Raw genomic sequence first — 20,869 nt, forward strand, 5'->3', positions numbered from 1 at the left:
TAAGCTTGGAAATCGTTCCTATATCCAACAATTTTTAAGACCTTTACCCCTTAAACCAAGGAAATGAAAAAGCATAATTTTAGCGCAGGTCCCTGCATTCTGCCCGCAGAGGTCATGCAAAAGGCATCTGAAGCCGTTTTGGAACTCGACGGTATCGGACTTTCACTCATAGAAATCTCACACCGCAGCAAAGAATTTGTCGCCATCATGGAAAATGCCCGTTCGTTGGCTTTGGAACTACTCGGCCTTGAAGGGAAAGGATATCAAGCCCTGTTTCTGCAAGGTGGGGCAAGCATGCAGTTTTTAATGGCCGCCTATAATCTTTTGGATACTAAAGCGGGTTATGTGAATACTGGAACTTGGAGCCAAAAAGCAATCAAGGAAGCTCGTCTGTTCGGCGAAGTTATAGAGGTGGCCTCTTCACAGGAAGATAATTTTAAGTATATCCCAAAGGGATATGATATTCCCACCGATCTTGATTATTTGCATTTGACCTCCAACAACACCATTTATGGAACACAGATCAAGGACTTCCCTAAAACCAATGTGCCTTTAGTGTGCGATATGAGCTCCGACATCTTTTCCAGACAATTGGATTTCTCCCAGTTTGATTTGATCTATGCTGGCGCACAAAAAAACATGGGGCCCGCCGGAACCACACTAGTTGTGGTGAAAGAAGATATTTTGGGCAAAGTGTCCCGTAAAATCCCATCCATGATGGATTATTCCGTGCATGTGTCCAAAGAAAGCATGTTCAATACGCCACCTGTTTTTGCGGTGTATGTTTCCATGCTCACCATGCAATGGTTAAAGGATTTGGGCGGTATTGCCGCTATTGAAGAAATCAACGAACGTAAGGCCAATCTTATCTATTCCGAAATTGAACTCAATCCCGTATTCTATGGAATTGCTGCCAAGGAAGACCGTTCCATTATGAACGCCACCTTTAATATTACTGATGATGAACTCAAGGATGTATTCGATGATATGTGCAGGGAAGCCGGAATAAGCGGAATCAATGGACACCGCTCCGTTGGAGGTTACAGAGCCTCCATGTACAATGCCTTACCCATGGAAAGTGTTGGTGTTTTGGTAGACATTATGAGTGAATTGGAAAAGAAAGGATAATCTCGATGGTGGCAATTTTAGCAAACGACGGAATGGCCCAAAAGGGAATCGACCTTTTGGAAAAAGAAGGGTTTGAAGTAAAAACAACGCATGTGGCCCATGAACAGCTGGCCAATTATATCAACAAAAATAAAATTACCGGTCTTTTGGTGCGCAGTGCCACCAAGGTCGATAAAAAAATTATCGATGAGTGCCCAGACCTAAAGCTAATTGGACGTGGTGGTGTTGGTATGGACAATATTGATGTGGCCCATGCCGAATCCAAAGGAATCATCGTTTTCAACACGCCAGAAGCTTCCTCCGAATCGGTTGCAGAACTTGTATTCGCTCATTTGCTCAACGGAGTCCGCTTTTTGCACGATGCCAACAGACATATGCCCCTGGAAGGCGATAGTCAGTTTAAACAACTGAAAAAAAGCTATGCGGCAGGTGTTGAGCTAAGGGGAAAAACCTTAGGGGTTATTGGTTTTGGCAGAATTGGTCAGGCCACGGCACGCATGGCCTTGGCCCTTGGCATGGAAGTACTTTTTACGGACCATACCACCAAGAAAGCTACCGTATCCATTCCTTTTTTTGATGGAAGGTCCATTGATTTCGAATTGCAAAGCAAAGATGTAAAAGAAGTGCTTACCCAATCCGACTTTGTGAGTCTGCACGTGCCTTCGCAAGAAAACTACGTGATCGGAAAAAAGGAGTTGGGATTAATGAAACCGGGTTCCGGAATCATCAATACCTCACGTGGCGGGGTATTGGACGAAGTAGCACTGGTAGAAGCACTGGATAACGGCCATTTGGCCTTTGCTGGATTGGATGTTTTTGAATCCGAGCCCAAACCCGAGATTAAGATTTTGATGAATCCGAAAATATCTCTGAGCCCTCATATTGGTGGCTCCACCATAGAGGCCCAACAACGCATTGGTTTGGAATTGGCACAAAAGGTCATCAATTCATTAAAATAAAAGGTTTGTGCGTAGAAATATCCGACCAAACCCCACTTTTTTGTACATTGCTCCCCTAACCTTAACACTAACACAATGTCAGGATTATTGGAATTGATCAACAGCCCTGTGGGCAAACAATTGGTCAGTGGTGTTGCCGGACAAACAGGGCAACCCGAAAATAAAACAGCCGAAGTATTGAGCATGGCAATGCCGCTTTTAATGGGAGCCATGAAAAAGAATGCAGCTACACCGGGCGGTGCGCAAGGACTTATGGATGCACTTTCTTCCAAACACGACGGTGGAATTTTGGATGATCTGGGAGGCCTCTTTGGAGGCGGTGTCGACCAACACGTGATGGATGATGGTGCTGGAATTTTGGGCCATGTGCTCGGTTCCAAACAACCACAGGTGGAAAATGCACTGAGCAGTAAATCAGGGCTTGACGCTGGAGCCATTTCACAGATTTTAAAAATTGCTGCCCCTATTCTATTGGGTTATTTGGGAAAACAGACCCGTCAGCAAAACGTCAGCAGCCCCGAAGGCTTAAATGGATTGCTTGGTGGATTGATGGGAGGCAACAAAGCGGCCGCCAAACAACAATCGCTTATTGAAACCTTTTTGGACAGTGATGGCGATGGTAGCGTTATCGATGACCTTGCCGGAATGGTATTGAACGGTGGAAACCAGAAAAAAAGCGGACTCGGTGGCGTATTAGGCGGACTTTTTGGAAAGTAAGCCCTAAGCTTAACGATATTTAACAAGGCCATTTGAAAGTTCAAGTGGCTTTTTTTGTATTTTAAGGGGTATGAAAAAGAATGCTCCCATTGCACTATTTGGCATTTTAATGCTCTGTATCAGCTTTGTATCCTGTGGTTCTCAGAAAATGGCATTAGACGTTTCGGAAGAAGAAAAGGCCATGTTCAACTCCGCGGATGAAGAACCTGTAGAAATTTCTGATGATAAGACGGAATACGAGATTATCATTATAGAACCCGGTTTTTATACTTGGTTGAATTCCATAGCCAGACCAGAAGGTTACTATTCACAAACCTTCTTGGAAACTCGAAATGCTGTTATGGTGATGAACTGGAACAATAGGGTTGTACAGCCCCAATTATGGAATCCCAATCTGTATGAGTTGCCCATCGATTATGACCCTAGCATCGACTATGGTTACGAGGTGAATTATAAGCTTTATAACTATTTCATCTACTTTCAACGGAAATACAACCAACGATTGGGGCCCTTTATCCCAAGAATATAAATCCGTACTTTTGTGCTCAATTTATTGAGATGATGCAAAAACTAAAGCAGCGTTGGGAAATCCAAAGAGCCTGGCAAGCGCTATTTCCCGTTTTGGGCGCCCTTTTAGTCTTACTTACCGCTTACCTGATTGCCCGAAGCCTCTTGCACGCATTTGGGCTAAACAACACCGTATATGAATGGTTCTTTACCATCGGGATTACACTGATAGGGTATTTTACGGCCGTAAAGTTTTTCTTATGGTGCTTTAAAAAATTGGAAAACAAGTGGAAGGTGACCTATAAATGGGAAATGATCGCCATCTTTATCGTTTTTGCAATCACAGGGAGTATTTCCGGCAAACTGGCAGGCCCCTTGGTCCATTGGCTCGGTTTGGATGGTGAAAACGTACATTCGGCGATTTATTGGACCTTTCGAATACTATTGATTTTTCCTATCTATCAGATTTTGTTGGTTTGTATAGGCTGGTTGTTTGGACAGTATCAATTTTTTTGGAATTTTGAAAAAAAGATGTTGAAACGCATGGGATTGGGCTTTATCCTCCCATAGTTTATAGTTTTTTTAACATATAAAGAGGATTCACCTTGTTTACTTTTGTGCTGTATGGTTATGAAACCTCATAAACACATTTTTATCATTGGTTCCCTTTTGATGGCATTGGCTGTTCTGGCCCCTTCGCTCATCAAACTAGGACATAGCTTATATGAGCACCATAACGAAAAGAAATGTGTGGAATATGGCAGCAATCATATCCATGATGGGCATTTGGATTGTGATTTTCATGACTTTACACTTGCCAACAAAGTCCTGTTCACTTCCACATTCGACTATACACCCGTAGCTACGCCAAATATAACGTATGTAACGGCTTACTACGCGTATATGTTCAAGCCTATTAAAGCATCATTTCAAAGCTTAAGGGCGCCACCGGTGGTAGCTTAGACCACCGTCGTTGTTCAATTCTCACAGGAGAAAATTCAATCTTACTTAATTACATTCCATTGGTATTTAGCTGCAAAGCAATGGCTATCATTGCGTTTATTTCGTTTTTCCCGGTTTTTGGTGTTTCCCAACAGTGTGATGATACACTGTCTGGACAGGTCATGGATTATCATCAAAAAACACCCTTGGAGGGTGCATCACTTTTAATCCTTGAAACCAAGACAGAGGTGACAACGGCTGCCAATGGTGCGTTTACATTTTCCAATCTCTGTTCGGGTACCTACACGCTAGAGGTATCACATCCTGAATGTTCGACCATTTTGATGAACGTTAGGGTCGAGGGGGACACGAAAATTGAAGTGAAATTGGAGCATCACTTGGAAGAATTGGACGAAGTCAAAGTGGTGGGAAACATTATTCGCGACAAGACCAATTCCGCCCAGGAGGAAACACTTAACCTAGATATGTTGGAAAACTATAGTGCCGGCAATTTGGGGGATGCCTTAAAGGAATTGGGCGGGGTTTCGTCCTTGAACACAGGCGCCAATATTGTAAAACCGGCCATCCATGGGTTAAATGGCAGTCGTGTTTTGGTGTTGAACGATGGTGTTCGGATGCAGGATATGGAATGGGGAGCAGAACACGCTCCTACCCTTGACATCAATTCGGCTGGCTCGGTTTCCGTCATCAAAGGTGCCTCAGCCCTTCAGTATGGTGGTGATGCCATAGGCGGTGTCATTGTAGCGGAGCAAGCCCGAATTCCCCTGCGCGACAGTATTTATGGAAAAACCATACTCAGCGGTGTGTCCAACGGAAGGGGCGGAAATATCGTGTCCGAGCTGACAAAGTCCTACGCGAACGGATGGTTCATCAAAGGGCAGGGTTCCTATAAACGTTTGGGAGACCACGAAGCGCCCAATTATGTGCTGTCCAATACGGGTGTCCAAGAAATTGCAGCTTCCCTCCAATTGGGGAAACATCTGTTTTCTTGGGGATGGGATGCCCGGTATTCCTATTTCAATACGGAAATTGCCATTTTAAGGGCCTCGCATATTGGAAACGTGGACGATTTGATACGTAGTATCAATAGTGGGGAACCTACCATCATAAGGCCTTTTACCTATGACCTTCAAAACCCTCGACAAAAAGTGACCCATCATTTGGGAAAGCTTAAGTTTTACAAACGCTTTGAGGGTCTTGGAAAGTTGAACGTACAGTACGATTTTCAAAGTAACCGAAGGTTTGAGTATGACATCCGCAGAGGTGAAAGGGACAATATTCCATCCATCGATTTGGAACTGACCACTCACACCCTTTCCACTGATTTTAAGTGGGATACCAAGGACGATATCAACATTCTTGTAGGTCTTATGGGTAGGTATCAAGATAATTTTGCGAATCCAGATACCGGAGTGCGCCGATTGATTCCCGATTATGAAAAAGTTGACTTTGGCAGCTTTTTGATAGGTGAATATCGCGTTACCAATCAATTATTGTTGGATGCCGGAATCCGTTACGATTACAACAGGATTGATGCCCAAAAGTTCTATCGTACCTCCCGTTGGGAAGAACGTGGATACGATGAGGAATTTCAAGACTTGGTCGTTGAGGATTTAGGCACTCAGTTATTGGTGAATCCAGTTTTGGATTACCATAATTTTTCAACGACGGTTGGCGGAAAATACCTGACCACAAATGGCCTGCAGTTAAAATTGAACTATGCCTTGGCACAGCGAGCACCCAATCCATCCGAACTTTTTAGTGATGGGTTGCACCACTCCGCTGCCAGGATAGAGCTCGGGGATTTGCGTATCGAAAACGAAACGTCGCACAAGATTACCACTACTTTGGAAAAGGATTTTTCAACTTGGGGAATTCTTTTGGAGCCTTATGCCAACTGGGTTCAAAACTTTATTGTTTTAGAACCGACAGGGGTTGAATTTACGGTTCGTGGCTCATTTCCAGTTTGGGAATACCGCCAAACCAGTGCTCGACTTTTGGGTGTTGACTTTTCGGCGTATTCCAATTGGACCGACCATTGGATCACGGAACATAAGTTCTCCTTGGTGAAGGGACAGGATACAGATACCAAAACCGCTTTGATCAATATTCCTGCAGCCAATTGGAGGAACTCGGTGACGTTTTCCAAACCGGAATGGAATGGTTTCGAAGCCTCGTTGGAGAGTGAGTATGTATTTCGTCAAAATGAGACACCGGATAACATCATGGTGTTTTCTCCGCAACAACAAGCAGATGTGGTGTTGGAAATCAATACGGCTCCGGAGGCTTATCACCTATTGGGGTTCCGATCCAAAATGGAATTTCCGTTTTCCAATAAAACCAAGTTGACCACCACTTTGGCCATAAGCAATCTTTTAAACACAAATTATAGGGACTACCTAAACCGACAGCGATTCTTCGCCGACGATTTGGGTCGAAACTTTACATTACAACTAAAGCTCAATTATTAATTTAATTAAACTAAAAATGAAAACAATCAAATCACTTTTATTATTCGCTTTTATCGGACTTACTTTTGTTGCCTGTTCTGATGACGATGATGCTCCAGAACAAATCAACGAAGAAGAGACCATAACTACCATGACGGTTTCTTTGGTTGCTCCGGGTGGTGGAACTACAATCACCCTTCAATCTCAAGATTTGGACGGTGACGGACCCAATGCCCCTGTGGTCACTGTTTCAGGAAACTTGGCTGCCAACACCTCTTACAGTGGGTCAGTAGTATTTTTGGACGAGACCGATTCTCCGGCCGAAGACATTACGGAAGAAGTAGAGGAAGAGGATGATGAACACCAAATATTTTATATCACTTCTGGCAGTATTACCAGTGTAACCTATGATGACCAAGATGGTAATGGAAATCCTTTGGGATTGGCGTTTACTTTGGAAACCGGCGATGCTGGAAATGCAACCTTGGCCGTAACCTTAGTGCATGAGCCCAAAAAACCCAACGATGGAACATTGGCCGATGCTGGAGGCGAAACAGATTTTACTGAAACGTTCCAAATTACAATCGAGTAATAACGGAAAAATAATTGGTTTAAAAATGGAGTGCCAAATTACGTTTTGGCACTCTTTTTTTTGCTCAAAAGATAGGTGTATATCCAAGTCAGTGTAAAAGTGGGAATCACATCCATTCCCGGAACCAACTCTTCGGCGAAGGTGATCAAACCAGCGGCCTGCCCTACCCGGCCCTTGTACAATCGGGTCATGAGCCATCCTGCAACGGGGGCCCAGATGACATCGGAAAACTCACCAATCCCCGGGATTACAAAGGATAGCATACCAATGGCATCAAACAGCAACCCTAAAAACAAGTTGCGATACTTGTGGTTTTTTTCTTCTGACATACGGGAAAAATAGCAATTCCCTCTTAATTGGGAAAGTAGTTTAGGACAAATCGGAGCTCACAAGCTTCAAAAATTCGTTACGGGTCTCAATTTTTTCAAATTGGCCACGGAATCCAGATGTCGTGGTAACCGAATTTTGTTTTTGTACACCGCGCATCATCATGCACATGTGCGAAGCCTCAATAACCACAGCAACACCCTTGGGCTGCAGCGTACTATTGATGCACTCCAAAATATCATGCGTCAAACGTTCCTGTACCTGTAACCTTCTGGCAAAAACGTCCACAATTCGGGGAATTTTGCTCAAGCCTACAATATGCCCATTGGGAATATAGGCAACATGCGCCTTTCCGAAAAAGGGAAGCATATGGTGCTCACAGAGGGAATACAATTCAATATCCTTAATAATCACCATGTCGTCATAATCCTCTGCAAACATGGCGCCTTTGAGAATTTCTTGTGGGTCTTGTTTGTAACCTTGGGTCAAAAAAAGCATCGCTTTTGCGGCACGCTCAGGGGTTTTTAGCAGTCCTTCCCGGGTGACATCCTCCCCAATGTCTTCCACAATTTTGGTAAAATGTTCCTTCACCTCGTTGGTGATTTCAATATTGTATTCCTCGAGGTTCCTATACGGTGCCATGCTTTAGCTTTTTTGAAAAATGGTTGTTCAGTTTTTTGATCTTTGGATCAATTATAAATTGGCAATAAGGTTGTTGCCGATTGTCGTTGTAATAATTATGATGCTCTTCCTCGGCCAAATAAAAAGGTTTTGCTTCGGATATGGCCGTCACAATGGGTGAAGAAAATATATTTTCCTTTTCCAATAATTGGATAAAATCTTCTGCCAATTGTTTTTGTTCCGGGGATGTGTAAAAAATTTCGCTTCGGTATTGCGTACCCACATCATTGCCCTGTCTGTTCAACGTAGTTGGGTCGTGCGTAGCAAAAAAGACCTCCAAAAGTTCAGGATAAGATATTCTTTCTGGGTTGAAGGTAATTTTTACCCCTTCGGCATGACCAGTCCGTCCAGTACAGATTTCCCTGTAGGCCGGGTTCTTGATAGTCCCTCCAGTGTAGCCTGAAACTACTTCCTCGACTCCATTCAATCGTTGAAAAACAGCTTCTGTGCACCAAAAACATCCACCTGCAAAAATTGCGGTCTCCAATTCGTTATTATTTTGTTTATTCATTTTGATTCAAAGTTAAACAATATTTGTCGTGGAAAACACATTCTAACAAATATTTATGGAATGATTGGTCGAAATAATATCTAAAGCCTTTACTTAAAACGGTTTATAAGTAATATCACCATTTTATAAAAGGTCGCTTTGGGAACTATTTCTTCAGAAATCCTATTGCTCCATTCAAAAAACCTTCCAAGTGATACATACATATGCTGAAAATAGCTCCTTTGTGATACGACAGTAATCCTTATCTTCGACCATCCAAGATGTACATATGATAAAGGCCACAAATATTCAAAAAAGTTACGGAGATCTCAAGGTATTGCAAGGGGTAAATCTGGACATACAAAAAGGAGAGGTCGTTTCGATAGTCGGAGCCTCCGGGGCAGGGAAAACCACGTTGTTGCAAATTTTGGGCACCTTGGACACACCGACGAATAAGGGAGAAAGTACCTTATTAATCAACGATACCGACGTGAACCAGCTCAATGATAAGGCTTTGGCGCAATTTCGGAATGAGCACATTGGTTTTATCTTTCAATTTCACCAGTTATTGCCCGAATTTACTGCACTAGAAAATGTCTGCATTCCAGCCTTTATCAAAAAAACGCCAAAAGCAGAAGCGGAACAGCGCGCGAAGGAATTACTGGATTTTTTAGGGTTGAAAGATCGTTATCACCATAAGCCCAATGCCCTATCGGGTGGCGAGCAGCAGCGCGTGGCCGTAGCCCGTTCCTTGATGAACAATCCTTCCGTGGTCCTGGCCGATGAGCCTAGCGGAAACCTGGATTCGGAAAGTGCGGATAATCTGCACCAGCTATTCTTTAAACTGCGTGATGAGTTTGGGCAAACCTTTGTATTGGTCACGCATAATATGGAATTGGCCGATATGGCCGACCGAAAGCTCACCATGGTGGATGGTTTGATTGTTTCCAAGGATTGATATGACCAAAGCGGAGCTCAAGGAATTTTTGGATGCCAAAGTGGAGGAATATAACCATCCTCGATTTTTGGAGGATGATCCTTTGCAGGTTCCCCACAGGTTTACCCAAAAAAAAGATATAGAGATCAGTGCTTTTTTAACGGCGACGATTGCTTGGGGCAACCGCAAAAGCATCATCAATAATGCTACAAGATTGATGGAATTGATGGGCCAAACGCCCCACGATTTTATCATGAACCATTCCGAAAAGGATTTGGAGCACCTCTCCCTTTTTGTCCATCGTACGTTCAATAGCGTTGACCTTGGTTATTTTGTAACCAGTTTGCGCAATATCTATTCAAACCATGGTGGATTGGAAACCGTTTTTACCCGTCACCAGACCAAAAATTCCATGCAACCGGCCATTTCTAGGTTCAAGGAGGTGTTTTTTGAACTACCCCACGAACAACGAACCCAAAAACATGTCTCCGACCCAAATAAAGGCTCTGCCGCCAAACGTATCAATATGTTTTTGCGCTGGATGGTGCGGGACAACAGCACTGGTGTAGATTTTGGGTTATGGAAAGATATTGAACCGGCCAAACTCTCCTGTCCTTTGGATGTGCATTCGGGCAATGTAGCACGCAAACTGAAACTACTCAAACGCAAACAGAACGATGCCAAAGCCTTGTTGGAACTGGACAAAAACCTCAGAAAGCTCGATGCCAATGACCCTGTAAAGTATGATTTTGCGTTATTCGGGTTGGGGGTTTTTGAGAAATTCTAATCCTTAGCATCAAGATACTTAAGGGCTGATGCCTTAAAACTAAAAAAGCCCGCTGAACTCACCAGCAGGCTTCTATATCTCATGTATTATTTGGTGAAAGGATATGTGGTGCCCAAAATCGTAATGGTGGAGTTCGTGTAGTTCAGTTCGATATCTTTGATATCGCCCAGTTCAACGCTCAAAATCCCAGATTTTACGCCACGTGGCACTAGAACAAAGTGCAAGGGTTCAATAGTGCTCAACGAATAATCCAACCCGGACGAGCTGATTCCCGTTTGCAGTCCATTCAGCAAATATTCATCATCCCAAATGTTCAAGGGCGTTTCACTGCCCGAAATCCAGGTTCGCTTCGAATCTTCTTCATATTGAATGACATCCCCTGTTTTAGTGGTGATCTTTCCATCGGCAATTTCCACACTGTATTCCAAGTATCCATCGGCATTTGCGCCCAAATTTTCAACCACATGGGTACCTTCAACCTTGTAATCGTTATGGTAATAGGAATCAAAAGTAGCTGTGTGTTTACTTCCTGGCGCTCCATACCAATTTGTGGAAACGATGGTCACCACTCCTTTACGAAGAACACCGTCTTGGCCTAAGGTGCCATCCTTGAAATCGACGGTAATTGTTTTGGGAAAATTAACAAAATCAGCAGGGGAAACGGTTATCTCCACTTGTGATGTCGTATTTGGCGTTGTTTTCGCTGCTGAACTTCCAGCACTGTTCTCGGCATCCAAAATGGCATCTCCATTACTATTGCCCACATCCTGGAATATCTTGTTGACCAAGACATACTCCGTAAGGGCGTTAACAGCTGCGTCCGGAGTAGTGTCCGGTGTGGTATCTTCTTTGTCACATCCCATGACAAGAAGAACCAACGTAGGTATGATAAGTTTTTTCATAATGTGTAAGATTTGTGATTACAAAAAAACAAAATTCAACCAATTACTATGTTAAAATTCCTTTCTTTTTTTTCGCTAAACACTGATATTTAGTTTCTTACCATCATATTTCTCCCATATAAAATGAAAGAATCCCAACTGAAAGTGACGATATGCCCAGAATCAAGAACCAATTGGGTGGTTGAATAAAAATTGTAATTGATACGTTTTTGGTGTATTTTTACATCACATCAAATAATCGAATCATGGCACGTCAAAGTATTTCTTTTACCAAACCCAACGACGAATGGCTTAAATCGCAAGTAGATAGCGAAGAATATTCCAGTAAAAGTGAGCTTGTCAATGATTTGATACGCCAAGCCAGAAGGCAACAAGCCCAAATCGATTGGATAAAGGCTAAATTGGAGAAAGCCGAAAAAAGTGGATTCACTATGGATAATAAGGAAGCTATTTTAGCCGAATCCAAGTCAAAACTGAATGGCAAAGTATAGGTTAAGTAATACCGCAAAAGAGGATTTAATCAGAATCCATCAGTTTGGTGTTCAAAAGTTCGGTCTTGCCCAAGCTGACTTCTATTTTGAGACTTTCTTTCAATATTTTGATATTATTGCACAAAACCCCTATTCTTTCGAATCGGTCGACCACATCAAAAAAGGTTATAAACGCTGTGTTTGTGGTTCAGATAGCATTTATTATAGAATCAATGCGGATATGGTAGAAATAATGGCCATCATTGGACGACAAGATGTAAATGATGTTTTATAAACCCGCAATCATCTTCAGCCCCCAAAACCAAAACCAGGCTCAAAATCCAAGGCAATTGTTGCTCCGTCATCGGCAATGGACCGGTAAATGGCCTCCACGATCATCATATCGCGTTTTCCCATTTCGCCAGGGGCTTTGTTGGGCTCACCAAACAACACATGGCGTGCAAAATCGTCCATTTGCAATTTTTGTTGACTCTCATGCGGAAATTTAATGACATCTCCCCTCGAAGTTTCACCACTCAGTGGACCGTAGTTATTGGCCGGCTGTAGTCGAAACCATCCTGAAGAACCCGAAACATACATGGCGTTTGCATTAAAATTATGGGATGTGGAAATATTCCCCACAGCTCCGCTCGGGAACTTGAACTGTGCCGTTATGGTTTCGTCGGTATCCTTAAAATAATCGGGACAGGTACTAAATTCCTGTGCCGCTACCGATATGGGATTCTCTCCCGTACCATAAATAGTACTCTGAATGGCATAAACGCCCATATTCACCAACGCACCCCCACCGGAAAGTGAACGGTCCAAGCGCCACTGATCTGGATTGCCCGTGGAGCGATAGGCAGCATCGGCCGACACAAACAACACATCACCAAAGGTCTTTTCACGAACAAACTCCTTAACCTGTTGGGTATACGGTTCGGAATGCAGGCGATAGCCCATACCTAGTTTTACGCCCGCGTCCTTGCAGGCATCAATGATTGCATCACATTCGGCAACACTGATTCCCATAGGCTTTTCGCAAATCACATGCTTGCCGGCCTGGGCCGCCCGAATACTGAATTCAGCATGCATACTATTGGGGAGCACCACGTAAACTACATCAATATCCTCGTTGTTGGCGATATCATCAAAATTCTGATAATTGTAGATATTCCTTTTCGGGATTCCATACTTTTCGGCCCAGATTTGTTCTTTGGCCGGAGTTCCCGTTACAATCCCTGCCAAATAGCAATGTTGTGTATCTTGTAAGGCAGGTGCCAGTTGATAGGTGCTATAACTTCCCAATCCAACCAGCGCAATGCCCAATTTCTCCTTTTTCTGATTGACGCCCATGGCGCAGGCAAATGGAGCGGATGATAGCAAAGCGGCTCCGCCGATTCCTTTTGCGGTGAGGCTGTTAAAGTTTCTTCGTGTTATGTTTTTCATGTTCAATCGATTTAAGAAGGTTCTTAAATGTACACATTGAAAAGCACTTTGCATCCAGAATTAGGCCTTGTGTTGGGCAAATCACAAATTTGAAGTACAATTCGACTATTTTTCGTTAAGAAACCGTGCATCTGTTAGAGACTGCATAAATGCTACCAATGCCTTTTGTTCCTTGTCGGTCAAGTGCAACGAATCTGGTGGCAATGTTTGATAAGGTACCTCCAGTCCCATTCCCTGACCTCCGCCAACATTATAAAATTGGACTACTTCTTCCAAGCTCTCGTATACGCCATTGTGCATGTAGGGACCTGTCAATGCCACGTTTCTCACCGTCGAAGTTTTAAAGAAGTTCCTTTTTTCCTCTACCTCATAAGGATGGAATTGTCCCGGGTCGTCATCCAAAATAGGGTGGTCAAAATCAGCATTTTTTGGTACGCCCAAATTCTCGAATTCGGTTTCCATATATTTTGGGGGCACCGTACCATTGAAGGCTGGAGGAAAATGACAAGTGGCACAGGCTGCTTTTCCCATAAAGAGATTGAATCCCAATTTCTCTTCGGAAGTGAGGGTATTTTCCGATCCTTGCATGTTCTTGTCAAATCTGGAATCGAAAGGGGCCAAACTTCGGATGTAGGTGGCGATGGCGTGCCTCACATTTTGGTTGGTCACTTCACCATCGTACAACTCGTCAAAAGATGAAGCGTACACATCGTCCTCCTTGATTCTTTGCTCCACTGTGTTCAAATCTAAATGGAATTCATTTTCATTGTTGACCACGTTCACGATCTGGTCTTCCAATCCATCTGCCCTTCCATCATAAAAAAGGCTGCGCTGATACACCGCGTAGGTAAGCGTGGGCGTATTGCGCTGGAGTTCGATGCCGTCTATCCCCAAGCCCTTTTTATTTCCATCTGTAAATGCTTTGCTTTCCAAATGACAGGTAGCGCAGCTCATGGTTCCCGTGCTGGAAAGGGAGGGGTCGTTAAAGAGTTTTTTTCCAAGGGCAATTCGCTCATCGGTAATGGCCGGGGAACCTTGGATGGTAAATTGGTCCATATTAAAAAAGTCCTTGCTGAAAAGGTTGTTTGCCGTGGGGTTTAGCGAACGGGAAGTATTTAACGCTATTCCCCAATCGGTTGCGGTTTGGTTGACAAGTTCCAATTGTTTGTTGGTATGATTTTTAATGAAGCCATACCTGTCAAAATCATCAAAAGTGCTCGCTTTTAAGCTATTGATAGCTGCTTCAATTTCCATGTTCCATTGATGGTACAAATCTGGACTCTTAAATGCTTCCTGATAAATGGAAATCACCTTTGCAATGGTTTCGTAGTTATAGATGGCTTCGTTCAAGGAGTTCGACAGCATGGGAGAATCAAATCCCGTAATGCCTTTGGTTGCAACGTTGACAATGGCATCCCGTATCATTTTTAGGTGATGTCTGTCTCGTTGGGTATAAATGATGTGGTTTCTGCGGATGTAGGGAATACGCACCTGAAGATAATCGAGCACCAATTGTAGCTCTTGCATGGGCACCTCCTCTTCGGCAAACAACAATTCTTCCAATACCTGAAAACTCCTTGGGCTCAATTTTTTTATGTCCGTATAATCATCTATCTCAATTTTGAGGAGGTTTGGGGCGTTCATGGAGAGGTAGTTCTGATAATCATAGGCAATCATCATAGGCTCCGCCCTTTTGTACCATTCCCTGCTCTTTAAAAAACATGCCCTATTGTGCGCCAAGGAAGCTGAAGTATCCAATTTTTGGATGTAATATACGGCACTGTCCAAGGTTACAAAATAGTGGTTCCTGATTTCTTCGTTGAACATGGATTCAGCATTGGCACTGGTCTGTTTTTTGGGCGGGTTTTGCTGTTTGCAAGAGACGAAACTCAAAAAAAGAAAACATATACCCGTGAAAAAATAGGTGGGGAATCTCATTATCCAATAGTTTTAAAAATGAAGAAAAAGGCTCCCTTTTGACAGGGAACCCTTTAAAAATTTCTATTACGGTCGTCTTACCTAGGCAATCCAGTAATCTTGAACAAGAAGGAACCTTCCAAAGATGCTGCTCCTTCATCAATGGCCGTCGGATCCACGAACTTGGCACCATCGGCGCGGAAAGTGGCTGGATTGCTGCTGTCGTATGACCATCCGTGTACCTGCGCACCACAAATAAAGGTGGGTTCGGCAGCCCCAATAATATCGGTAACATCGATCATACCGGTAATTTCCCAGTAGTCATCTATGTTACCAATGCCCAATTGGGCAGCGGCAGCTTGGTTACACTCCATCACTTCTGTGAAATTTCCGCTCATGATATCATATTGCCATAGTTTGGCATACCCTTGAATATCGGAGTTCAAAGAAGCATAGCCATTAGGGTCTTCTTGCACGTAAACGTAATTTTCGGTAACTACAATGTTGTCGGGAGAGTGCATCCCATCTCCTTTTCCACCCTCCAAGTCACCATCTATCACTACGGTAAGTTTGGCATCTCCAGTTGGGTTGTCGGGATTGAGTTCCAATTTGTACACCCTTCCAAATGATGTTCCTCTGCTGGCCAAATCTGGGTTGTTGGAACGGATTCGCCCTGTTGCGTTAAAGAAAACCGTTCTGTTATTTTCTGCTGAGCCTCTTCTCCAATCGATATCCTCTATACGCTGAAATCCGATGGCAACGGAATCAATTGCTTCTTGGTTCAGTTCTTCCAAGGTTCTTTCGGTCATTTCTACCCATTCCACATCATACTCGATGTCTTGGGCCATACCCATTTCAAATTTTTGTCCGCCTTCACCTATGCCGGTCTCTGCAGTGTTCTTTCCTCTAAGCACATACAGCTTTCCGCTGTTAAGGTCGCCCAAACCACCAACATACATTCCGAAATGTGCGGATGGGTATTCGTTTTGGCTATCATCATCGCCCATAAAAACAACAGTTTGACCGGGGTAAGCGTTTTTACCAATGGCCACGGCGTTTTCGGTTGACCATTCTCCAAGGGCGGGCAAACGCTCAGCTTCTACCCTATCATCGGGAGAACGGAACGGGTTGATTTTGTATACGCCTTTGGCATTTCCGCCCCATTCACCCCCAGAAAGATACAGCGGTCCAAATCCATGCTCTTCCATCGTAATCGAAGAACCGGAACATTGAGCGGTAAATGCAGTAGCTGTGGCATTCACGATGTAATCTCCTTCCATTGGGCGTAGGTCGGAATTGACGCTAATCCTAGCAATGGAATAATCGGCCTCCAAATTATTGACCAAGGCGAAGGTACCATCTTCATAAGGATAAAGGGCGGCACCATCGGTATAGGCTCCAAAAACAAATGTGGAATCAGATGGCAGAATATCGGCCGAAGTCATGATCATCTCCAACTGGGCGGTACCTGCAAAAGCACCTTTAAATTCAAATACGTTATTGGGAACCACGGAGCTGGTCAAAGGTGTAAGGTCTTCAAGGGTCAAATCCTCTCCGTCCTCTCCATCTTCTCCATCCACCCCATCTTGGCCGTTAATGCCATCGGTGCCATCAATACCGTCTCTTCCATCCTCACCTTCACAACTGGTGAGTCCAAAAGAAACCAAGGACATAATAACTAGTCCTAAAAATAATCTGTTCATTTTCATAAGTGTTCAGTTTTAATGTTATTAATGTTGTTGGGGTAAAACTAAACACCCTTGTTTAGGATAGGATTATCTGAAAATATGCATTGTTTTAAGTTACTTTTAACATAAGGTTACTATGTAAACTTAAGTGGAATTCAATGTTTCAGCTTGATGAATTTAACGTTAACCGTTTTTTTGGTTTTACAAGGATGGTCTTATAACCCAAATTCCCTATTTTTATAAACAAGACTAATTCAACCAATTCATATGAAAAAATGCTTACTATTAGGCCTTGTGCTTTGCACATCGATGGCCTTTGCGCAAGAACGAAAAATTCCTGTCGACACTACGATTACCACACAGCATTCCGTAACCATTAATGGTGCGCGAATCGATTACACAGCTACCACGGGTACCCAACCTGTCTGGGACGAAATGGGAAAACCCATCGCTGCATTGCATTACACGTATTATACGAAAAACGATGTCCGGGATAGGGCGTCACGTCCTTTGTTGATTTCCTTTAATGGTGGTCCCGGTTCCGGCTCAGTTTGGATGCACTTGGCCTACACCGGTCCACGTATCCTTAAAATTGATGATGAAGGTTATCCCGTGCAGCCCTATGGAGTTAAGGAGAACCCTTATTCCGTATTGGATGTTACCGATATTGTTTACGTAAATCCGGCAAATACCGGATATTCACGAACCATTCCCGAAACAGGGAAAGAGGTGGACCGCGAAAAATTCTTCGGAATCAATGCGGACACCAAATACTTGGCCGAATGGCTTAATACCTTCGTAACCCGAAATAACAGATGGCGTTCCCCTAAATATATCGTGGGCGAAAGCTATGGAGGTACACGTGTCATGGGACTTTCATTGGCACTACAGAACCAACAGTGGATGTACCTGAACGGTGTGATTATGGTGTCTCCTGCCGATTACAAAGTGTTCCGTGACAACGACCCCGTTTCCAGTGCCTTGAACCTACCTTATTTTGCAGCCGCAGCATGGCATCACAAGGCACTGCCATCCGATTTGCAAAGCAAGGACCTACTTGAAGTACTGCCAGAGGTAGAAGAATTTACCATCAACGAATTGTTGCCTGCCATCGCCAAAGGTGGCTTTATTCCAGATTCCGAACGTAAGGCCATCGCCGATAAAATGGCCAGATATTCTGGATTAAGTTCAAAAGATATCATTGATCATAACTTGGATGTTCCTACACAATTTTTCTGGAAGGCTTTGATGCGGGATAAAGGTGGTTACACCGTGGGACGTCTGGATAGCCGCTATTTGGGCATCGACAAAACCTTAGCAGGCACAAGTCCGGATTACTCGCCAGAGTTGACGTCTTGGTTGCATAGCTTCACTCCTGCCATCAACTATTATTTGCAAGAAGAATTAGGGTTTAAAACAGACATCAAATACAATATGTTCGGTCCTGTTCGGCCTTGGGATGATAGCAATGACAATGTTCGGGACAATCTTCGCCAAGCCATGGCGCAGAACCCTTATTTGAACGTTTTGGTGCAGTCTGGGTATTATGATGGTGCCTGTACCTACTTTGCCGCCAAATACACCATGTCCCAGGTAGACCCAAGCGGTAGAATGAAAGACCGTTTCGAATTTAAAGGCTATCGCTCCGGACATATGATGTATTTGAGAAAAGAGGATTTGAAAACGGCCAATGAAGATATCAGGGCGTTTATTTTGCGTACCCAAGCCAACGGGAAGAGCGCGAAATACTAGAATTAATTTTAGAAGTTTAAGGGCGGGTTTTAACCTGCCCTTTTTAATTTATAGTATCAAACAGTTAATTTTTTTCTATATCTAAAGATGGGGTTTGGTTTTCACGCTAATATAGCAGACAAATTTAACAGAGGGCTTTTAAAAAAGAGAGAGCCCAGGTCTAAAGATGATGTTTATGGTGAAAAAAGCGTTACAAAATTATATTTCAAAAAATCTACTCCAAAGAATATAACTCGCATTCGAAAGATGATGTCTATTCAAAAACAGAAAGAAAAGCGACAGATGTTTTATGTTATTACAGGAATCTTATTGTTCTTTATCGTGCTGTATCTGCTATTTTTAAAATAATAATTCTCTATTTTTAACAAAACCCAACACCTGTGAAAAAACACACACTATTCTGTATCATGTTATCATTCTTAGGACTGTCGAGCGCTTCAAAAATCAATGCCCAAGATTGGCCCAATTTGGAAAAGTATCAAACCGCAAATGCCGAACTTGCCGCTCCTACGGATGGGGAAAACCGTGTGGTTTTTATGGGCAATTCCATTACCGAAATGTGGAAGGATGCCAACCCCGATTTTTTTAAGGAGAATCCGTATGTAAATCGAGGGATTGGTGGCCAAACTACACCGCAAATGCTGCTGCGTTTCCGTCAGGATGTTATTGATCTACACCCGAAAACAGTAGTAATTCTGGCAGGCACCAACGATATTGCGGGCAATACCGGGCCGATGACCTTGGAGCAAATCCACGACAATATCCTATCCATGGTAGAATTGGCAAAAGCCAACGGTATCAAGCCCATTGTTTGTTCCGTACTTCCTGCTTTTGACTATCCATGGAGGCCGGGTTTACAGCCCAACATCAAAATACCCAAGCTCAACAGCATGCTCAAAGCCATGGCAGGATCTCAAGGAGTCATGTATTTGGATTATTTTTCGGAAATGGCGGACGACAGAAACGGACTGCCTTCAGCATTGACTACGGATGAAGTCCATGTGACCAAGGAAGGTTACTCGGTTATGGAGCGTATGGTGAAAAATGCCATTGAACAAACCCTAGGTCAACCTTAATAGACTTTATTTTCTGGCACTACGAAATGGAATTTAGTTAGCTTTGAAGATGCAAAATGGCAAAGTCAGCATCATAATTCCATTTAAAAACACGGAAAATTTTCTTCCTGAATGTTTGGATTCCATCCGTGACCAAACTTATAGGGATTGGGAAGTGCTGGCTGTCAACGACCATTCCACTGATGAAAGTTTTGACATCCTTAGCTCCTATGCACGACAGGATGAGCGAATCAAACTGTATCAAAACAAGGGAAACGGAATCATTCCCGCGCTACAAACAGGCTATGCCCAGTGCCAAGGTGATTTTATAACCCGTATGGATTCTGATGACATCATGAAACCCCATCGTTTGGAAGTAATGGTAAATTCATTGCAAAAACACGGAGCTGGGCATGTTGCTGTGGGCCAAGTCACCTATTTTTCGGATAGGGGCATCAGCAACGGATACGAACGTTATGAAACATGGCTGAACACGTTGACCGCTACGGGGACCAATTTCAATGAAATCTACAAGGAATGCGTGATTCCCTCCCCTTGTTGGATGACATATCGGGAGGACTTTGAGCAATGTCAGGGTTTTGAGCCCAACCGCTACCCCGAAGATTACGACCTTACGTTCCGTTTTTATGAACAAGGATTCGCCATCATTCCCTGCGAACAAGTACTCCATCTATGGCGCGATTACGACACGCGCACCTCGCGTACCCATGAACACTACGCCCAGAATTATTTTTTGGACATCAAACTGCACTACTTTTTAAAGCTCAATTATGACACAAAACGACCTTTAGTGGTCTGGGGAGCGGGATTCAAAGGGAAAAAGATTGCCAAAAGCCTTAAAAAAAGAAATCTGGAATTTGTTTGGTTATGCGATAACCCCAAGAAAATCGGCAAGAAAATCTATGGTAAGCGCTTGGTCCATTTTGAGGCCTTGCAGGGACTCAACAACCCGCAGAGCATCATCACCGTGGCAAACGAACAGGCCCAAAAAGAGATTCGAAGCTATTTTTCTGACTTGAATCAATCCCCGATGCTGGATTATTTCTTTTTTTGTTGATTTACCCCTTCTTCAAAATA

22 protein-coding genes are annotated in these 20,869 nt (G+C 43.4%); 15 read left to right on the plus strand and 7 right to left on the minus strand.

What is annotated here, in order from left to right; translation table 11 throughout:
- Positions 1-63 precede the first annotated feature (63 nt).
- The 8 genes from serC (at position 64) to RBB12_RS12860 (ending at position 7,316) form a co-directional block, all read left to right on the plus strand.
- Positions 64-1,128: a 3-phosphoserine/phosphohydroxythreonine transaminase gene (gene serC, locus RBB12_RS12825; protein ID WP_306014061.1), complete on the plus strand. Its 1,065-nt coding sequence runs from the start codon at positions 64-66 to the stop codon at positions 1,126-1,128.
- 8 nt (positions 1,129-1,136) lie between these two features.
- Entirely contained in the window at positions 1,137-2,087 is a 951-nt protein-coding gene (locus RBB12_RS12830; protein ID WP_306014060.1) for a D-2-hydroxyacid dehydrogenase, read from the plus strand.
- A gap of 75 nt (positions 2,088-2,162) precedes the next feature.
- Positions 2,163-2,804, plus strand: coding sequence for a DUF937 domain-containing protein (locus RBB12_RS12835; protein WP_293284832.1), 642 nt, complete (start codon positions 2,163-2,165; stop codon positions 2,802-2,804).
- A 70-nt stretch (positions 2,805-2,874) separates the two neighbouring features.
- Positions 2,875-3,333, plus strand: a complete 459-nt coding sequence (locus RBB12_RS12840) for a DUF6146 family protein (protein WP_179385533.1) — start codon at positions 2,875-2,877, stop codon at positions 3,331-3,333.
- A 29-nt stretch (positions 3,334-3,362) separates the two neighbouring features.
- A complete protein-coding gene (locus RBB12_RS12845; RefSeq protein WP_306014058.1) occupies positions 3,363-3,881 on the plus strand; it encodes a DUF6787 family protein in 519 nt (172 codons plus the stop codon).
- Positions 3,882-3,941: 60 nt separating this feature from the next.
- Positions 3,942-4,274: a hypothetical protein gene (locus RBB12_RS12850; protein ID WP_306014055.1), complete on the plus strand. Its 333-nt coding sequence runs from the start codon at positions 3,942-3,944 to the stop codon at positions 4,272-4,274.
- Between the two features lie 80 nt (positions 4,275-4,354).
- Positions 4,355-6,745, plus strand: coding sequence for a TonB-dependent receptor (locus RBB12_RS12855; RefSeq protein WP_306014053.1), 2,391 nt, complete (start codon positions 4,355-4,357; stop codon positions 6,743-6,745).
- A 16-nt stretch (positions 6,746-6,761) separates the two neighbouring features.
- Positions 6,762-7,316: a type 1 periplasmic binding fold superfamily protein gene (locus tag RBB12_RS12860; RefSeq protein WP_306014052.1), complete on the plus strand. Its 555-nt coding sequence runs from the start codon at positions 6,762-6,764 to the stop codon at positions 7,314-7,316.
- Positions 7,317-7,354: 38 nt separating this feature from the next.
- On the opposite strand, the gene RBB12_RS12865 is transcribed toward RBB12_RS12860, so the two are convergent.
- From RBB12_RS12865 to msrA, 3 genes are read right to left on the minus strand one after another with little or no spacing between them, the layout of a single operon-like run.
- Positions 7,355-7,645 (minus strand): hypothetical protein, encoded by a 291-nt coding sequence (locus RBB12_RS12865; protein ID WP_293284844.1) that lies wholly within the window; start codon positions 7,643-7,645, stop codon positions 7,355-7,357.
- A gap of 40 nt (positions 7,646-7,685) precedes the next feature.
- Positions 7,686-8,285, minus strand: coding sequence for a GTP cyclohydrolase I FolE (folE, locus tag RBB12_RS12870; RefSeq protein WP_293284846.1), 600 nt, complete (start codon positions 8,283-8,285; stop codon positions 7,686-7,688).
- Complete coding sequence (gene msrA / locus RBB12_RS12875) at positions 8,272-8,835, minus strand: peptide-methionine (S)-S-oxide reductase MsrA (protein ID WP_306014051.1); 564 nt, start codon at positions 8,833-8,835, stop codon at positions 8,272-8,274. The genes folE and msrA overlap by 14 nt, the downstream gene beginning before the upstream one ends.
- A gap of 268 nt (positions 8,836-9,103) precedes the next feature.
- Here msrA and RBB12_RS12880 point away from each other — a divergent pair, with 268 nt between their 5' ends.
- The gene (locus RBB12_RS12880) at positions 9,104-9,772 is read left to right on the plus strand and encodes an ABC transporter ATP-binding protein (protein ID WP_179385540.1); all 669 of its coding nucleotides are present in this window, start codon (positions 9,104-9,106) and stop codon (positions 9,770-9,772) included.
- Between the two features lies 1 nt (position 9,773).
- Entirely contained in the window at positions 9,774-10,538 is a 765-nt protein-coding gene (locus RBB12_RS12885) for a TIGR02757 family protein (RefSeq protein ID WP_306014050.1), read from the plus strand.
- Between the two features lie 86 nt (positions 10,539-10,624).
- Here the strand turns inward: RBB12_RS12885 and RBB12_RS12890 are convergent, their stop codons facing one another.
- Entirely contained in the window at positions 10,625-11,440 is an 816-nt protein-coding gene (locus RBB12_RS12890; protein ID WP_306014049.1) for a hypothetical protein, read from the minus strand.
- A 245-nt stretch (positions 11,441-11,685) separates the two neighbouring features.
- Between RBB12_RS12890 and RBB12_RS12895 the strand changes: the two genes are divergently transcribed.
- Positions 11,686-11,931, plus strand: coding sequence for a type II toxin-antitoxin system ParD family antitoxin (locus RBB12_RS12895; protein ID WP_306014048.1), 246 nt, complete (start codon positions 11,686-11,688; stop codon positions 11,929-11,931).
- Positions 11,918-12,205 carry a type II toxin-antitoxin system RelE/ParE family toxin gene (locus RBB12_RS12900; protein WP_306014047.1) on the plus strand — a complete coding sequence of 96 codons (288 nt, stop codon included), beginning with the start codon at positions 11,918-11,920 and terminating at the stop codon, positions 12,203-12,205. Before RBB12_RS12895 ends, RBB12_RS12900 begins: the two co-directional genes overlap by 14 nt.
- A 14-nt stretch (positions 12,206-12,219) precedes the next feature.
- On the opposite strand, the gene RBB12_RS12905 is transcribed toward RBB12_RS12900, so the two are convergent.
- From RBB12_RS12905 to RBB12_RS12915, 3 genes are all read right to left on the minus strand, one after another.
- Positions 12,220-13,359, minus strand: a complete 1,140-nt coding sequence (locus RBB12_RS12905; RefSeq protein ID WP_306014044.1) for a Gfo/Idh/MocA family protein — start codon at positions 13,357-13,359, stop codon at positions 12,220-12,222.
- Between the two features lie 105 nt (positions 13,360-13,464).
- Positions 13,465-15,297: a cytochrome-c peroxidase gene (locus RBB12_RS12910; protein ID WP_306014043.1), complete on the minus strand. Its 1,833-nt coding sequence runs from the start codon at positions 15,295-15,297 to the stop codon at positions 13,465-13,467.
- A gap of 77 nt (positions 15,298-15,374) precedes the next feature.
- Complete coding sequence (locus RBB12_RS12915; RefSeq protein WP_306014042.1) at positions 15,375-16,979, minus strand: phosphatase; 1,605 nt, start codon at positions 16,977-16,979, stop codon at positions 15,375-15,377.
- Positions 16,980-17,231: 252 nt separating this feature from the next.
- Between RBB12_RS12915 and RBB12_RS12920 the strand changes: the two genes are divergently transcribed.
- The 3 genes from RBB12_RS12920 to RBB12_RS12930 all read left to right on the plus strand — a co-directional run bounded on the left by RBB12_RS12920 (position 17,232) and on the right by RBB12_RS12930 (position 20,849).
- Positions 17,232-18,716, plus strand: a complete 1,485-nt coding sequence (locus RBB12_RS12920; protein ID WP_293290155.1) for a S10 family peptidase — start codon at positions 17,232-17,234, stop codon at positions 18,714-18,716.
- A gap of 407 nt (positions 18,717-19,123) precedes the next feature.
- Positions 19,124-19,792: an SGNH/GDSL hydrolase family protein gene (locus RBB12_RS12925; RefSeq protein ID WP_409557906.1), complete on the plus strand. Its 669-nt coding sequence runs from the start codon at positions 19,124-19,126 to the stop codon at positions 19,790-19,792.
- Positions 19,793-19,841: 49 nt separating this feature from the next.
- Positions 19,842-20,849 (plus strand): glycosyltransferase family 2 protein, encoded by a 1,008-nt coding sequence (locus tag RBB12_RS12930; RefSeq protein WP_306014149.1) that lies wholly within the window; start codon positions 19,842-19,844, stop codon positions 20,847-20,849.
- The last annotated feature ends 20 nt before the right edge of the window (positions 20,850-20,869 follow it).

This window comes from Allomuricauda sp. MMSF_3307, from assembly GCF_030733585.1.
Taxonomy (GTDB): Bacteria; Bacteroidota; Bacteroidia; order Flavobacteriales; family Flavobacteriaceae; genus Flagellimonas.

Coding starts and splice junctions, on each gene's coding strand:
- serC (WP_306014061.1), top strand. CDS start 64: ATGAAAAAGCATAATTTTAGCGCAGGTCCCTGCATTCTGCCCGCAGAG.
- RBB12_RS12835 (WP_293284832.1), top strand. CDS start 2,163: ATGTCAGGATTATTGGAATTGATCAACAGCCCTGTGGGCAAACAATTG.
- RBB12_RS12840 (WP_179385533.1), top strand. CDS start 2,875: ATGAAAAAGAATGCTCCCATTGCACTATTTGGCATTTTAATGCTCTGT.
- RBB12_RS12845 (WP_306014058.1), top strand. CDS start 3,363: ATGATGCAAAAACTAAAGCAGCGTTGGGAAATCCAAAGAGCCTGGCAA.
- RBB12_RS12850 (WP_306014055.1), top strand. CDS start 3,942: ATGAAACCTCATAAACACATTTTTATCATTGGTTCCCTTTTGATGGCA.
- RBB12_RS12855 (WP_306014053.1), top strand. CDS start 4,355: ATGGCTATCATTGCGTTTATTTCGTTTTTCCCGGTTTTTGGTGTTTCC.
- RBB12_RS12860 (WP_306014052.1), top strand. CDS start 6,762: ATGAAAACAATCAAATCACTTTTATTATTCGCTTTTATCGGACTTACT.
- RBB12_RS12865 (WP_293284844.1), bottom strand. CDS start 7,645: ATGTCAGAAGAAAAAAACCACAAGTATCGCAACTTGTTTTTAGGGTTG.
- folE (WP_293284846.1), bottom strand. CDS start 8,285: ATGGCACCGTATAGGAACCTCGAGGAATACAATATTGAAATCACCAAC.
- msrA (WP_306014051.1), bottom strand. CDS start 8,835: ATGAATAAACAAAATAATAACGAATTGGAGACCGCAATTTTTGCAGGT.
- RBB12_RS12880 (WP_179385540.1), top strand. CDS start 9,104: ATGATAAAGGCCACAAATATTCAAAAAAGTTACGGAGATCTCAAGGTA.
- RBB12_RS12885 (WP_306014050.1), top strand. CDS start 9,774: ATGACCAAAGCGGAGCTCAAGGAATTTTTGGATGCCAAAGTGGAGGAA.
- RBB12_RS12890 (WP_306014049.1), bottom strand. CDS start 11,440: ATGAAAAAACTTATCATACCTACGTTGGTTCTTCTTGTCATGGGATGT.
- RBB12_RS12895 (WP_306014048.1), top strand. CDS start 11,686: ATGGCACGTCAAAGTATTTCTTTTACCAAACCCAACGACGAATGGCTT.
- RBB12_RS12900 (WP_306014047.1), top strand. CDS start 11,918: ATGGCAAAGTATAGGTTAAGTAATACCGCAAAAGAGGATTTAATCAGA.
- RBB12_RS12905 (WP_306014044.1), bottom strand. CDS start 13,359: ATGAAAAACATAACACGAAGAAACTTTAACAGCCTCACCGCAAAAGGA.
- RBB12_RS12910 (WP_306014043.1), bottom strand. CDS start 15,297: ATGAGATTCCCCACCTATTTTTTCACGGGTATATGTTTTCTTTTTTTG.
- RBB12_RS12915 (WP_306014042.1), bottom strand. CDS start 16,979: ATGAACAGATTATTTTTAGGACTAGTTATTATGTCCTTGGTTTCTTTT.
- RBB12_RS12920 (WP_293290155.1), top strand. CDS start 17,232: ATGAAAAAATGCTTACTATTAGGCCTTGTGCTTTGCACATCGATGGCC.
- RBB12_RS12925 (WP_409557906.1), top strand. CDS start 19,124: ATGTTATCATTCTTAGGACTGTCGAGCGCTTCAAAAATCAATGCCCAA.
- RBB12_RS12930 (WP_306014149.1), top strand. CDS start 19,842: ATGCAAAATGGCAAAGTCAGCATCATAATTCCATTTAAAAACACGGAA.